This window comes from Campylobacter sp. CFSAN093233, from assembly GCF_011068165.1.
GTDB lineage: Bacteria > Campylobacterota > Campylobacteria > Campylobacterales > Campylobacteraceae > Campylobacter_D > Campylobacter_D jejuni.
Genome location: NZ_JAAMWY010000008.1, coordinates 67,739 through 82,231, shown reverse-complemented (window position 1 = coordinate 82,231; position 14,493 = coordinate 67,739). Strand labels below are relative to the sequence as shown.

At 28.9% G+C, this 14,493-nt stretch carries 16 protein-coding genes and 1 pseudogene; 10 read left to right on the top strand and 7 right to left on the bottom strand.

The window, feature by feature from the left end; translation table 11 throughout:
- Window positions 1-4 precede the first annotated feature (4 nt).
- The 4 genes and pseudogenes from FBF15_RS07665 to FBF15_RS07650 form a co-directional block, all read right to left on the bottom strand.
- On the bottom strand, window positions 5-565 hold the full coding sequence (locus tag FBF15_RS07665) for an SCO family protein (RefSeq protein ID WP_002859560.1): 561 nt from the start codon (window positions 563-565) through the stop codon (window positions 5-7).
- Entirely contained in the window at window positions 562-1,014 is a 453-nt protein-coding gene (locus FBF15_RS07660) for a hypothetical protein (RefSeq protein WP_002852445.1), read from the bottom strand. Before FBF15_RS07660 ends, FBF15_RS07665 begins: the two co-directional genes overlap by 4 nt.
- Window positions 1,015-1,017: 3 nt before the next feature.
- Window positions 1,018-1,437 carry a copper chaperone PCu(A)C gene (locus FBF15_RS07655; protein WP_002935814.1) on the bottom strand — a complete coding sequence of 140 codons (420 nt, stop codon included), beginning with the start codon at window positions 1,435-1,437 and terminating at the stop codon, window positions 1,018-1,020.
- 85 nt (window positions 1,438-1,522) lie between these two features.
- Window positions 1,523-1,991: pseudogene (locus FBF15_RS07650) on the bottom strand (hypothetical protein).
- 156 nt (window positions 1,992-2,147) lie between these two features.
- Here FBF15_RS07650 and FBF15_RS07645 point away from each other — a divergent pair.
- The 4 genes from FBF15_RS07645 to FBF15_RS07630 all read left to right on the top strand — a co-directional run bounded on the left by FBF15_RS07645 (window position 2,148) and on the right by FBF15_RS07630 (window position 6,152).
- Complete coding sequence (locus FBF15_RS07645) at window positions 2,148-3,125, top strand: murein L,D-transpeptidase family protein (protein ID WP_004308420.1); 978 nt, start codon at window positions 2,148-2,150, stop codon at window positions 3,123-3,125.
- A complete protein-coding gene (locus FBF15_RS07640) occupies window positions 3,126-4,112 on the top strand; it encodes an alanine racemase (RefSeq protein ID WP_038817109.1) in 987 nt (328 codons plus the stop codon).
- A gap of 2 nt (window positions 4,113-4,114) precedes the next feature.
- Window positions 4,115-4,582, top strand: coding sequence for a tRNA (cytidine(34)-2'-O)-methyltransferase (locus tag FBF15_RS07635; protein ID WP_002859556.1), 468 nt, complete (start codon window positions 4,115-4,117; stop codon window positions 4,580-4,582).
- Between the two features lie 103 nt (window positions 4,583-4,685).
- On the top strand, window positions 4,686-6,152 hold the full coding sequence (locus FBF15_RS07630) for a sodium:alanine symporter family protein (RefSeq protein ID WP_002860540.1): 1,467 nt from the start codon (window positions 4,686-4,688) through the stop codon (window positions 6,150-6,152).
- Between the two features lie 27 nt (window positions 6,153-6,179).
- Here the strand turns inward: FBF15_RS07630 and FBF15_RS07625 are convergent, their stop codons facing one another.
- Entirely contained in the window at window positions 6,180-6,908 is a 729-nt protein-coding gene (locus tag FBF15_RS07625) for an amino acid ABC transporter ATP-binding protein (protein ID WP_002858785.1), read from the bottom strand.
- Window positions 6,901-7,644, bottom strand: a complete 744-nt coding sequence (locus tag FBF15_RS07620; RefSeq protein WP_002852595.1) for an amino acid ABC transporter permease — start codon at window positions 7,642-7,644, stop codon at window positions 6,901-6,903. Before FBF15_RS07620 ends, FBF15_RS07625 begins: the two co-directional genes overlap by 8 nt.
- A gap of 82 nt (window positions 7,645-7,726) precedes the next feature.
- Between FBF15_RS07620 and FBF15_RS07615 the strand changes: the two genes are divergently transcribed.
- Together FBF15_RS07615 and FBF15_RS07610 are read left to right on the top strand one after the other, a co-directional pair.
- The gene (locus tag FBF15_RS07615; RefSeq protein ID WP_074485675.1) at window positions 7,727-7,906 is read left to right on the top strand and encodes a hypothetical protein; all 180 of its coding nucleotides are present in this window, start codon (window positions 7,727-7,729) and stop codon (window positions 7,904-7,906) included.
- The gene (locus tag FBF15_RS07610; protein WP_052803947.1) at window positions 7,899-8,468 is read left to right on the top strand and encodes a DJ-1 family glyoxalase III; all 570 of its coding nucleotides are present in this window, start codon (window positions 7,899-7,901) and stop codon (window positions 8,466-8,468) included. The genes FBF15_RS07615 and FBF15_RS07610 overlap by 8 nt, the downstream gene beginning before the upstream one ends.
- A 29-nt stretch (window positions 8,469-8,497) precedes the next feature.
- Here the strand turns inward: FBF15_RS07610 and FBF15_RS07605 are convergent, their stop codons facing one another.
- Window positions 8,498-8,863 (bottom strand): histidine triad nucleotide-binding protein, encoded by a 366-nt coding sequence (locus FBF15_RS07605; protein ID WP_002852408.1) that lies wholly within the window; start codon window positions 8,861-8,863, stop codon window positions 8,498-8,500.
- 122 nt (window positions 8,864-8,985) lie between these two features.
- Here FBF15_RS07605 and pheS point away from each other — a divergent pair, with 122 nt between their 5' ends.
- From pheS to FBF15_RS07585, 4 genes are read left to right on the top strand one after another with little or no spacing between them, the layout of a single operon-like run.
- The gene (pheS, locus tag FBF15_RS07600; protein ID WP_002852567.1) at window positions 8,986-9,978 is read left to right on the top strand and encodes a phenylalanine--tRNA ligase subunit alpha; all 993 of its coding nucleotides are present in this window, start codon (window positions 8,986-8,988) and stop codon (window positions 9,976-9,978) included.
- Window positions 9,975-12,296, top strand: a complete 2,322-nt coding sequence (pheT, locus tag FBF15_RS07595; RefSeq protein ID WP_038817112.1) for a phenylalanine--tRNA ligase subunit beta — start codon at window positions 9,975-9,977, stop codon at window positions 12,294-12,296. The genes pheS and pheT overlap by 4 nt, the downstream gene beginning before the upstream one ends.
- A complete protein-coding gene (gene aroA, locus FBF15_RS07590; protein ID WP_038817113.1) occupies window positions 12,293-13,579 on the top strand; it encodes a 3-phosphoshikimate 1-carboxyvinyltransferase in 1,287 nt (428 codons plus the stop codon). Before pheT ends, aroA begins: the two co-directional genes overlap by 4 nt.
- Window positions 13,569-14,402: a 4-hydroxy-3-methylbut-2-enyl diphosphate reductase gene (locus FBF15_RS07585; protein WP_038817115.1), complete on the top strand. Its 834-nt coding sequence runs from the start codon at window positions 13,569-13,571 to the stop codon at window positions 14,400-14,402. Before aroA ends, FBF15_RS07585 begins: the two co-directional genes overlap by 11 nt.
- Window positions 14,403-14,493 lie beyond the last annotated feature (91 nt).

Genomic DNA, 14,493 nt, shown 5'->3' with positions numbered 1-14,493 from the left:
ATAATTATTGAGAATTTAGAAAAATTCTAAGTTCTCTTAAAATTTCTTGTGGATTTAAATCGCTAATTTCTTTATAAAAATGACCTTTTTCATCAATAAGATAAAGCATATTGCTATGTGCTATAGAATAACCCATAAAAGAATCATTTAGATCTATTTTTTGATATTGAACATTATATTGTTTTGTTATTTTTTGAAGAGTTTTTTCATCTTTTGCAATTAAGGCATCTGCTTTTGGGTAAAAGTATCGTAACCATTCGTTTGTATTGCTTAAGTTATTATCTCTATTTGGATCTAAAGAAATAAAAAGAAGGTGAGCCTTAGGATTATTGATTTGCTTTAAGGCTTTGCCTACTAAACTAAGAGTTGCCGGACAAACATCAGGGCAATAAGTATATCCAAAATAGATAATAAGCTTATCTCCTTTAAAATCTTTTAGGGTGGTTTCCTCTTTTAAGTCTGATTTTAAGATAAAATCATAAGAATTTTGATGATTTTTAATAAAAAATATTACACCTAAAATAATGGCAACTATAACTATAAACAAAATAATATTTTTTTTCATTTTTTTAGCTCAAAATCAAAATAAAACCCTATGGGTTTATTATTATCCATAAATTCTACCCTGAAACGCATAGTATCTAAAACGCAAGCAGCAAGAACTATTTTACTTTCATAGTCTGTTGAATTTAATCGATGTATTTTAGGTTTAATTTCGCCCATATACATATTTAATCCATAAATTTTAATTCCTAAGTTGTTATAATTTCCTAGATTTACAATCTTTAGATTTGTAACATCTAAAGATTGTAAGGGTTTGGGATTTAGGGAAATTAAGACTTTTTTATTGTTAAAACTATATGTGCAGTCTTTAACATTAAGATCGCAAGTCAATGGGGTAGAAAAATCAGTTTTTGTTATTTTTTGAGAATCTTTTATTACATAAAAATCAAAAATAATATATAAAATAGCAATAACAAAAGCAAAAGCTAGGATAAAAATAATTTTTCTCATTAATTAAAATTCTTTAGAATCAATATTTTTTAACTCTATGGTTTTGTGATTATTAAATTTTAAATCTAAATTTACCTTCGTGTCTTTAATAATAGGTTTTTTTAGTTTTAAAAGCATTATATGGTAACCTCCAGATTTAAGCTCTGTGCTTGAATGAGCTTTTATAATAATTTCAGGAATTTTTTGCATCATCATTTTTCCATCTTTATGTATATGTGTATGCAGTTCACTGACTTCACTGATATCGCTTTTGGCACTTATTAGAGCAATATCCTTATCAGTATTATTAAAAATAGTAAGAAAAATAGCACTATTTTGCGCATGAGGTGGAGTTTGTTTTACAAAGGCATTTTTTACCTCTATATCATTAACAGCCCAAAGATTTACAGCAAAAAGAGCACCTAAGAGAAGAATTTTTTTCATATTGTATCCTTATTTTTATAATATTAAATATTTGTTCATTATATCAAAAAATATTTTTATTTGAATATAAAATTTTGAAAATTTTTCAATGTGTGTTACCTGTTTGAAATTTTTTGCATAGTAACATCAAAATCAAAGAAAAAACCAGTTGGAGCATTATTGTTTAAAAATTCAACCCTAAATCTAGAATCATCGGTAATGCTTCTACCTATAAAATTTATAAGAATATCACCATTAACTATATTAAATTTAGGAATGATATCGCCTATATAGGAATTTAAACTATAAATTTTAATCTTTAAATTAGAATAATGAGGAAAATTCTTAATTTTTATAGTAGTTTTATTGAAAATTTTTATAGGTTTTGGGTAGGCTGAAACTTCAATATTTTTTTTATTAAAAGAAAAAACACAATCTTGTAAATTTAAGTCACAAGTTAGAGGTTGGCATGTATTTAAGCTAAATATACTTTCTTTCTTTTTATCATATAATGTATAAAAAGCTAAAAACAAAATGCCTAAAAAAGACATTCCTATAAAAAAATTTCTTATCATTATAGACAACCTTTTAAAACAAGCCTTTATGATTTGTAAAAATTATATCATAAATAAGGCTGCATTGTTAATATAATTAATATTTTTTAAGAAAAAAAATATTATAATCACAAACATTTTTGACTTAAAAAAATTTGAAATACCTAAGGAAAAACATTGTTAAAACGACTTGCTTTATTAATTGCACTTTCTTCATTGGTGTTGCATGCCTCAGATCTTGTTAAAATTTATCTTAATCAAGGATTAGATGCTGTTGGTGTAGCGATTGAAAAAGAATTAACTCAAAAGGATTTTTGGTTAAGTGAAATAGGAGATAAAAATATTTCACTTGGATACTATGATGATAATGTTGCTATCGTGCTTACAAATAAAACAGATAAAATTCTCCGTGTTTATTCTTACGAGGACGGAAAAATAAGAAAAGATTTTGAACAAAAAGAAATAATAACTGGATTAATGGGTGATAAAAAAATAGAAGGAGATTTGAAAACGCCAGTAGGTTTTTATGAGTTAGGCCGTAAGTTTAATCCAGGTGATCCTTATTATGGTCCCTTTGCTTTTGCCACAACTTATCCAAATTTACTTGATAAAGTACAAGGAAAAACAGGTGGTGGTATTTGGATCCATGGCTATCCTTTAGATGGTTCTAGACTTGATGAATTTAAAACAAGAGGGTGTATTGCTTTATTTAATAATAATTTGGAGAAATTTGCAAAAGTTGTGCAAGATAAAAAAGTTTTTGTTATGACAGAAGAAAAAGAAAAAATTAGAGCTAAAAAGGATCAAATCGCTAGTTTATTGGCTGATCTTTTTACATGGAAACTAGCTTGGACAAATAGTGACACTAATGCCTATTTAAGTTTTTATGATGAGCAAGAATTTAAACGTTTTGATAAAATGAAATTTGAACAGTTTGCTTCCATGAAAAAATCTATTTTTTCTCGTAAAGAAGATAAAAAGATTAAATTTTCAGATATTAATATCAGCCCTTATCCGAATTTAGAAAATGAAACTATGTATAGAATTTCATTTTATGAGGATTATTACACTAAAAACTATCAGTTTAGAGGCGATAAAATTTTATACGTTAAGATAGATAGTAAAGGTAAAATGAAAATTTTAGCAGAGCAATAAATGTCTTTAATAAAAATTGATCAAAAAGCTTATGAATACAATTTAAGACATATTGCTAAAAAAATAGGGAGTTTTCAAAGATTAATTTGTGTTTTTAAAGATAATGCATATGGACATGGAGCTAAGCTTTTAGCTCCATTAGCCAAAAATTTAGGAGTTTCTTTTGTTGCTGTTAAGAGTGAAGAAGAAGCTCGAGAAATCGAAGAATTTTTTGAGAATATATTAATACTATCACATCGTCCTCATGGTAATGAAAATTCTCGATTTATTTATGCTTTAAATGACATTTCTCAAGTAAAAAATTACAAGCAAGATATAAAAATACATCTAAAAATAGATACAGGCATGCATCGCAATGGAATTTGTGTAGAAAATTTAGAGCATGCTATAAATCTTATTCAAGGTAGTGATTTAAAACTTACTGGAATGTTTACACATTTTGCTAGTGCAGATGAAATGGATGGAAGTTTTTTTGTTCAAAAAGAAAATTTTCAAAAAGCTAAAAAGATAGTAAAAAAATATTTTTCAAATTTATTATTTCATTCGCATAATTCTGCAGCATTATTTAGAGGGAAAATTCCCGAAGATGAATATTGTAGAGTTGGGCTTGTTCAATTTGGATATGGGGATTCAAATTTAAAAAGAGTTTTAAGCTTGTATGCTCATAGATTAAGTCAAAGGATTTTACAAAAAGGACAGAGTATAGGATATGGAGGCATTTTTACTGCTGCAAAGGATATGGAAGTAGCAACTTATGATTTGGGTTATGCTGATGGTCTTTTCCGATACAATGGAAAAGGGGAGTTAGTGCTTGGAAATGGAAAAGTAATGCTTGGAAAGATGTCAATGGATAGTTTTTCTTGTGAAAATTCTGGTGAGGAAATTTGCGTGTTTAAAGATGCTGATATTTGGGCTGATTTTTTTCATACTATTAACTATGAAATTTTAGTAAAATTAAATCCTAATATTCAAAGAGTTCTAGTATAAATATGTTTAATATAGTTTTAGTCCACCCTAGAATACCGCAAAATACAGGTAGTATAGGTAGAATGTGCTTTAATGCTGGTTTTAAACTTCATATTGTTAAACCAACTGTTTTTGATATTTCACAAAAGGCTGTTAGAAGGGCAGGACTTGATTACTGGGATAAATTAGAGCCTATTATTTGGGAGAATCTTGAAGAATTTTTGAATGAAAATATGATTTATAAAAATCGCTTTTTTTTCGCAACAACTAAGAGTCAAAAAGCTTATTTTGATGCAGAATTTCAAAAAAATGATTTCTTATTCTTTGGAAGTGAGAGTTATGGTTTGCCTATGGAATTAATGCAATTAAATTGGGAAAATGCTATAACTATACCTATGAAATCTTATGGAAGAAGTTTAAATTTAGCCACAAGCGTTGGTATAATCTCTTATGAAGCTTTAAGACAAAATTTTAGAAATTTTGCTTCTTAAAAGTTTCAAATTTACACAATAGCTTAAAACAAATAAAATCATAAAGTCCTTTTTATAAAAATTATGTTAAAGTAAAATTCAGATTATTTTTTGAGGAGTTTGGATGAAATTAGATATTATGCTAGATTTTGCCAATAAAGCGTCTGATATTATAGCTAATAAGATTGTCCCAAATACAGACATTATTATGGTAGTTTTACTTATTGTTTGTGGGCTTTATTATAGTTTTTTAACTCGCTTTGTTCAGTTTCGTATGTTGAGTTCTGTATTTAAAATTCTTACAGAAAAAAACGAAGGACACGCTAAAGAACATATTTCACCTTTTCAAGCATTAATGATCTCAACTGCTTCTAGAGTTGGTATAGGAAATATTGCTGGAATTTCTTTGGCATTGGCTACAGGTGGAGCTGGTGCTTTATTTTGGATGTGGGTTATGGCATTTTTTGGTGGTGCCTCAGCATTTGCTGAAAGTACCTTAGCTCAAGTTTACAAATCAAAAGATGATACAGGCGGGTTTAAAGGTGGTCCAGCTTATTATATAAAAAAAGCCTTAGGCTCACATTTTTTTGGAGCTTTTTTTGCTTTTATTCTTATTATTACTTATGCTTATGGATTTAATGGACTTCAAAGTCAAACAATGACTTCGTCTTTTAAAGTTTATTATGATATGTTTAATCCAAATGCTGCTGTAGATTTTGCATCAAGTTCTTGGCCAATGATTATTGGTATTGTTTTAACTATTTTTGGTGCATGGATGTTTTTTTCTCACCATACTAAAATAGGTAAAATTAGTTCTTTAATTGTTCCTTTTATGGCTTTAGCTTATGTTTTACTTGCCGTGATTGCTGTTTTAATGAATTTTGATAAAATTCCTTCTGTGATTCATATGATTTTACAAAGTGCTTTTGATTTTAAAGCGATTTTTGGTGGTTTTGCTGGTTCTGCTTTGGTTATAGGGATTAAAAGAGGACTTTTTTCAAACGAAGCGGGTATGGGCTCGGCACCTAATGCAGCTGCAGCAGCTTTGACAAGTCATCCAGCTAAACAAGGTGTTATACAAGCCTTTTCAGTTTTAATTGATGTTGTTGTTTGTACAAGTTCTGGATTTTTAGTTCTTTTTTCTATGGCATATTTAGGACTTGGAGAAAGTAAAATTGATGGTGGAATGCCTTTAGTTCAAGAAGCTATGCGTGAGTATTACGGTAGCTTTGGAATCCATTTTATTACTATAGCTATTGTTCTTTTTGCAATAACTTCTTTAATAGGAAATTATTATTATGCTCAAGCTAATGTTAAATATTTAACAAATTCCAAATTTGTAATGAATTTGTTTAGAATTACAGCTGTGGCTATGATTTTTATAGGCTCGCAAATGAATTTAAAACTTGCTTGGAATTTGGCTGATTTGACTATGGCTTTCATGGCAACGACAAATATTATATCTTTATTGCTTTTAGGTGGTATAGTAAATAAAGTTTTAAAAGATTTTAATATGCAACAAAAATCTGGTATAGATCCTAAATTTAATGCTAGCAAACTTGGAATTAAAAACGCTGAATGTTGGGATTAAAATTCATAAGCCTTAGTGGCTTATGAATTAATGATTTAAAACCTTGTTTAAAAATTCTCTCAATCTTTCATTGCTAGGATTTTCAAATACTTCTTTAGGGCTTGCATCAACAGCAATTTTTCCTTTATCCATAAAAAATATACGATTGGCAACATTTCTAGCAAAGCCCATTTCATGAGTTACTACAAGCATAGTTAAACCTTCTTTTGCAACATCTTTCATAATGCTTAGAACCTCGCCTATCATTTCAGGATCTAGAGCTGAAGTAGGTTCATCAAATAAAATAACATCAGGATTCATCATCAAGCTTCTAGCAATAGCTATGCGTTGTTTTTGTCCGCCAGAGAGCTTATGGGGCATTATATTTTCTTTGTCTGCTAAACCCACCTTAGCAAGAAGTAATTTTGCTTTTTTTATGGCTTCTTCTTGACTTAAAATTCCTGTTTTAATGGGCGTTAAACATAAATTTTCCATAACATTTTTATTGGCAAAAAGATTAAAATGCTGAAATACCATGCTAACTTTTTGCCTGATCTTATTAATATCAATTTCTTTATCAAGTATGTTTTGCTTATTGATTAAAATTTCCCCACTATCAGCTAGTTCTAAGCGATTGATGCAGCGTAAAAATGTACTTTTTCCGCCTCCACTTGGACCTATGATAGCTATTACATCGCCTTTTGAGATTGTAGTGTTAATATTTTTTAAAACTTCTAATTCTCCATATTTTTTTTGTAAATTTTTAACTTCAATCATTTTTATTCATCCTAAGTTCAAGTTTTTTTGCAAAATAGCTAAAAATTTTTACACTTACATAATAAACAAGTCCAGTGAAAATAATAGGTTTTGGATTGTAAAGTACGGCTTGCAAGCTTTGACTTTGCATGGTAATATCAATAACACTAATAAATCCTACAACAGAAGTTTCCTTAAATAAAGAAATAAATTCATTAGCTAATGCAGGTAGAATGTTTTTAGTAGCCTGTGGAAGAATAATTTCTTTCATTGAAGTTTTGTAATCAAGTCCCATTGCTCTTGCAGCTTCCATTTGTCCCTTATCTACACTATTAATGCCACTTCTTACAATTTCTGCTATATAAGCCGAGCTATTAAGTCCTAGTGCAAGAATGGCTGCATAAAGGTTATCTATAAAAGTAAAAATTACAAAAGCAAAAATCATCAATTGTAAAATTACTGGTGTTCCTCGTATAATGTCTATATATTCATCTATAATAAAATTAAGCGTTTTAAATTTAGAGAAGTGTAAAATAGCTAAACTAAAACCAATAATCACTCCGATAATAACAGCGCAAGCAGTTAATAAAAGTGTAATAAGATAGCTTTTTAAATAAGCTTTTGCATTTTCTGTATAGCCATAGCTTACAACTCCACTAGGATCTTGAATTTTTAATATTTCTATTGGGAAAGAAAAATAGCCCCATAAAATAATAATAACAAAAAAAACAAAAATTCTTATATTTTTCTGATTCAATTTGTAAACCTTTTCAGAGAAATTATTTAAAAAAAGATTTTATAGAAATATCTTTGAATTTTCTCTAAAGATTTAAAAAAATGTGTTAGAATTTCCCAAAAATAAGGTTGTATTTATGGAAATTTTAGATTTCATTCTAATAGTTATTTTTGTGTTTTTAATGATTGTTTTGGTTATAGGTTTCAATCATCAAATGATGCAAAAAAGCAAAGAAAGAGAAGAAAGATTTAAAAAATATAAAAAAGGAGAACAAAATGAGTAAAAAAGTATTAATTCCATTGGCTCAAGGTTTTGAAGAAGCTGAATTTATAGGAATTGTGGATGTTTTAAAACGAGCAAAAGAATTAAATCCAGATTTGGAAGTTGTTATAGCTTCGTTAAACAGTGAGTTATTGGTAAAAGGTGCTAATAGCATTAGTATAAAAGCAGATTGTTCTATAGAGGATGTTGATATAGAAAATTTAGATGCTATTGCTTTGGCGGGTGGCTTTGAAGGTATGATGAATCTTAAGAATTCAAATGTTATTTTAAATATCATTAAACAACTTCATAGCAAAAATAAAATTGTTGCCGCAATCTGTGCTTCTCCTATAGTTTTAAATGAAGCAGGTGTTTTAGAGGGCGAGTTTGCTTGTTATCCTAGTTGTGAAGTTGGACTTAATGGAAATCGTGTTAACAAGGCTGTAGTTGTAAATAAAAATGTTATAACTTCAGCAGGTCCAGCTACGGCAATTCTTTTTGGTTTAGAACTAGCTAAAAAGTTATGCGGTGATGAAATTTATCAAAAATTATATGAGGGAATGTTGATACCTTTGACAAAATAGTTTAAATGGTAGTTTTTCTACCATTTAAACTAAAATAAAGCTTGAGGATTTTCTTTTTTTGTTTTTTCCTTAGGCAGTTCAAAACCTCCAAGCATATGAAAATGCAAATGAAAAACTTCTTGTCCACTATTTTTTCCACAGTTTGTTACTAAGCGATATCCACTTTTATCTACACCTAAAAGAACAGCTAATTCTTGTATGAAACTTGTCATTTTGGCCATAAGTTCAGGATCAAATTCTTGAAAGTCTTTAAAATATTTTTTAGGGATTATAAGTATATGTATGGGTGCTTTGGGTGCAATATCATGAAATGCTAGAAAATCGTCACTTTCAAGCACTTTATTGCATGGAAGTTTACCTTCAACTATGAGTTCAAAAATTGTTTTTTCTTGCATTATTTATCCTTTTTTATTGTTGGTTTGATACAATTATATCTTTAAAGTTTGGTTTTTATGCTGAATTTAAAATAGTTTTTAATAGAATTAGAACTTGAAATATTTTATTTAAGGTAAGAAAATTGCAAAATTTTATAGAACAGATTCAAAAATGTGAGAATTTAAATGATTTGGAAGCCATTAGGATTTCCGTTCTTGGAAAAAAAGGTATTTTAACAGAAGGCTTTACAAAGCTTAAAGAGTTAGAAGATGAGGCGAAAAAAGAATTTGCTGCTAAATTAAATGCACAAAAAGAAATATTTAATGAGGCTTATTTAGCCAAATTTAAAGATTTGGAAAATCTTGCTTTAGAAGAAAGAATGAAACAAGATGCTTTAAATTTTAACTATTTTGATGAAAGTATTACAACAGGTGCCTTGCATCCTGTTATGAGCACCATGGATAAAATCATAGAATATTTTATAGCTTTGAATTTTAGCATAGAAAAAGGGCCTTTAATAGAAGATGACTTTCATAATTTTGAAGCGTTAAATTTACCTAAATCTCACCCCGCAAGAGATATGCAAGATACCTTTTATTTTGATGATAAAAGGCTTTTAAGAACACAAACTTCGCCAGTGCAAATACGGACAATGCTTGCGCAAAAACCTCCTATTAGGATGATAGCCCCTGGTGCTGTATTTAGAAGAGATTTTGATATTACGCATACTCCTATGTTTCATCAAGTTGAAGGCCTTGTGGTGGAAGAAGGGCAAAAGGTTAGCTTTGCAAATTTAAAAAGTGTATTGGAAGATTTTTTGCGTTATATGTTTGGAGATGTGAAAGTTCGTTTTCGTCCAAGTTTTTTCCCATTTACAGAACCTTCTGCTGAAGTTGATATTTCTTGTGTATTTTGCAAAGGAAAGGGTTGTAGAGTTTGCAAACATACAGGTTGGCTTGAAGTTTTAGGATGTGGAATAGTTGATCCTAATGTTTATAATTTTGTTGGTTATGAAAATGTAAGTGGTTATGCTTTTGGATTGGGAGTAGAACGTTTTGCAATGCTTTTGCATCAAATTCCAGATTTAAGATCTTTATTTGAAGGTGATTTGAGATTATTGGAGCAGTTTAGATGATAATTACTAAAAGTTGGTTGAATGATTGGTTAGAACTTGAAGAAATAAGTTCAGATAAAATAGCTAAAACTTTAAACTCTATAGGTATAGAAGTTGATAGGGTTGGCGCTTTAAAGGCTCCAGATAAAGTTGTTGTAGGCTATGTTAAGGAAAAAATTAAACATGAAAATTCAGATAAATTAAGCATTTGTCAAGTTGATATCGGAAGTGAAACCTTGCAAATTGTCTGCGGTGCTGCGAATGTTGATGCAGGACAATTTGTAGCTGTTGCAACTAAAGGTGCTATCATGTCAAACGGTATGGAAATAAAAGAAGCAAAATTGCGAGGAGTGGATTCTTGTGGTATGCTTTGTTCTAGCTTAGAACTGGGTTTTGAAAAAATCAATGAAGGAATTATGCTTTTAGATGAGAGTATAGGGAAATTAGAACTTGGGAGACCTTTAAATACTTATGAAATTTTTAATGATGAGCTAATAGAAGTGGAACTTACTCCTAATAGGGGTGATTGTTTAAGTATTTATGGTATAGCTCGTGATTTAGCCGCAGCTTTAAATTTAAATTTAAAAGAACCAAAACCATTTAAAGAAAGTGAAAATGTTTTAGGTATCGGTAGAATTTTGCGCTTAGCAGCTGAGAAAGAACTTAATGGACTTTATAATTATCGAGCCATAGAGCTAAAAGAAGAAATTCAAACAAATTTATTGCTTAGTTTAAGACTTGCTCAAATTGAAGGTTTGGGAAAAAATTCCATAGAAAATTTATTAAATTATGCAACGCATTCAACTGGTGTTCTTTTTAATGCTTATGATTTAAGTAGTTTTTCTGAAAAAGATGAAGAATTTACCATTAATTTAAGCAAGCAAGTGCATGGAGAAACAAAAGTATCTTACAAAGATAAACTTTTAAGCTTTAGCGGAATTTTCCAAAATAATGAAAGTAGATGTAAAGATGATTCTAAAATAATTATTATTGAGGCTAATTATACCGATCCATTGGTAATTGCAGATGCTAAAATATATCATAAAGATCAAGATGAAAAAATGCTTTATAGAAGTTTTAGGGGAAGTGAACCTAAATTAAATTTAGGAATGGATTTTTTGCTTGGTATTTTTGAGCAGATTCCAAATCTTGTTATTTATAGTTCTTCTCAACAAATTTTAACTGACAAAGAATTACCAATCATACCAATAAGTATTGAAAGTATTAGCGATATAATAGGGCAAAATGTTGATAAAGATGAAGTATTAAAAATATTGAAAAAATTAGGTTTTGAACTCATACTTTCAGGTGAAGGGCTTATAAATGTTAAAGCACCTTTACATCGTCCTGATATTAAAAATTTATCAGATATTTGCGAGGAAGTTGTAAGAATTATAGGTATTGATAATATTGCTTCCAAGGGTTTGGAATTTATAGAAAAAAATCGTTTAAATTCTGCATATAAAAATTATATTGAGTTTTTGAATTTAAGGAAAAGAGCAGTAGCTAGTGGTTATTTTGAAAGCTTACATTATGTTTTGGATAATGAAGAAGAACTTAAAAGATTGGGTTTTGACTCTGTTAAATTAAAACTAATCAATCCAATTACAGCAGAACTTAATACTTTAAGAACAACCCTTTTAAATCATTTGTTAAATGCAGCAAGTTTAAATGCAAAAAATTCTAAAAAAATTATTAAACTTTTTGAATTAGGGGTTGTTTTCAATGTTAATAATCAAGAATTAAATCGTATCGCATTTATCCATTCTGGCTTAAAAGAAGAAGCTAAAATTTCCAACAAGGCCAAACCTGAATCGGTGCAATTTTATGATTTTCTTTTAGACATTAAAAATATTATAGGTGATTTTAAACTAAAATCATCAAAATATAATATTTTAAGCCCTTATGAACAAGCAGATATTTATCTATCGGATATTAAAGTAGGTTTTATAGGCCGTTTGCATTTAAAAATAGAAAATGAGAGAGATTTACCAAAAACATATATTTGCGAACTTGATTTAGATTTAATCAGGCAAGATTTTAAAATAGCTAAGCCTTACTCCAAATTCCCAGCTATCACTAGAGATCTTAGTGTGTTAATACCTAAAGGTTTTGAATACAATCAGATTAAAAATTGTATCGAAGAATTGAATTTAGAAATACTTGAAAATTTTCGTTTAGTTGATATTTATAGTGATGAAAACCTTAAAGAATTTTATAGCATTACTATAAGTTTTTCTTTTAGGGATATAAATAAAACTCTAGAAGATAATCAAGTGAATGAATGTATGGATAAAATTTTAAATACTCTTAAAAATTTGGGTCTTGATTTAAGATGAAAATTTACAAATTGCAAACCCCTGTAAATGCTATACTTGAAAATATAGCAGCAGATAAAAGCATATCTCATCGTTTTGCTATATTTTCGCTTTTAACACAAGAAGAAAATAAGGCTCAAAATTATCTCTTAGCTCAAGATACTTTAAACACTCTTGAAATTATAAAAAATCTTGGAGCTAAAATTGAACAAAAAGATTCTTGCGTCAAAATTATACCCCCTAAAGAAATTTTATCTCCAAATTGTATTTTAGACTGTGGAAATTCAGGAACTGCTATGCGTTTGATGATAGGATTTTTAGCAGGAATTTCTGGTTTTTTTGTTTTAAGTGGAGATAAATATTTAAACAATCGTCCTATGAGAAGGATAAGCAAACCACTTACTCAAATAGGCGCTAGAATTTATGGAAGAAATGAGGCAAATTTAGCTCCACTTTGTATAGAAGGTCAAAAATTAAAAGCTTTTAATTTTAAAAGCGAAATTTCTTCGGCTCAAGTTAAAACAGCTATGATTTTATCTGCTTTTAGAGCTGATAATGTATGCACTTTTAGTGAAATTTCTCTTAGTCGAAATCATAGTGAAAACATACTAAAGGCTATGAAAGCTCCAATAAGGGTTAGTAATGATGGCTTAAGTCTTGAAATAAATCCTTTAAAAAAACCTTTAAAAGCTCAAAATATAATCATTCCTAATGATCCTTCTTCGGCTTTTTATTTTGTTTTAGCAGCTATTATTTTGCCTAAATCTCAAATTATTTTAAAAAATATTTTGCTTAATCCTACTCGTATAGAGGCGTATAAAATTTTGCAAAAAATGGGTGCCAAGCTTGAAATGACAATAACTCAAAATGATTTTGAAACTATTGGTGAGATCAGGGTGGAGTCTAGCAAGCTTAATGGCATAGAAGTTAAAGATAATATCGCTTGGTTAATAGACGAAGCGCCTGCTTTGGCTATAGCTTTTGCTTTGGCTAAGGGTAAATCTAGTTTAATAAATGCTAAAGAATTACGCGTTAAAGAAAGCGATAGGATTGCTGTGATGGTTGAAAATCTAAAGCTTTGTGGTGTTGAAGCTAGAGAACTTGATGATGGTTTTGAAATAGAAGGTGGATGCGAACTAAAATCTTCAAAAATTAAAAGCTATGGAGATCACCGTATTGCTATGAGTTTTGCTATTTTAGGTTTGCTTTGCGGAATCGAGATTGATGATAGTGATTGTATAAAAACTTCTTTTCCAAATTTTATAGAGATTTTATCAAATTTAGGAGCTAGGATTGATTATTGAATTAGCAAAAAACTATGGTTTTTGTTTTGGTGTTAAAAGAGCTATTAAAAAAGCAGAACAAATAAAAGATGCCGCAACTATAGGCCCTCTTATTCACAATAACGAAGAAATTTCTCGTTTGCAAAAAAATTTTAATGTCAAAACTTTGGAAAATATACAATCTTTAAGTAATGAAAAAAAGGCTATTATAAGAACTCATGGTATTACAAAGCAAGATTTAGAAGAATTGAGAAAAAAAGATATAGAAATTTTTGATGCCACTTGTCCTTTTGTTACAAAACCACAACAAATTTGCGAGCAAATGAGTAAGGAGGGTTATGAAGTTGTTATTTTTGGAGATGAAAATCATCCCGAAGTTAAAGGAGTCAAAAGTTATGTAAGTACAAAAGCTTATGTAGTTTTGGATAAAAAAGAACTTCAAAATATAAAACTTCCTAATAAAATAGCTGTAGTAAGCCAAACAACTAAGAAGCCTGAGCATTTTATGGAGATAGTAAATTTTTTAATACTTAAAACCAAAGAAGTAAGAGTTTTTAACACTATATGTGATGCAACCTTTAAAAATCAAGATGCCATTAAAGAACTCTCGCTTAAAAGTGATGTTATGGTTGTTGTAGGGGGTAAAAACTCAGCCAATACAAAACAACTTTTTTTAATTGCAAAAACCAATTGTGAAGATAGCTATCTAATTGAAACCGAAGAAGAGTTAAAAAAAGAATGGTTTTTGGATAAAAAACATTGCGGCATTAGTGCAGGTGCTAGTACTCCTGATTGGATCATACAAAAAGTTATCGCCAAAATAAAAAATTTTAAAATTAATTAAAAAATGTTTTCAAATAGAATAAAAAAGTCAAAAATTTAAAAAAAATTAACAAAAATAAAAAAACTTAACACTAATTAAAGAAAAATAAGGT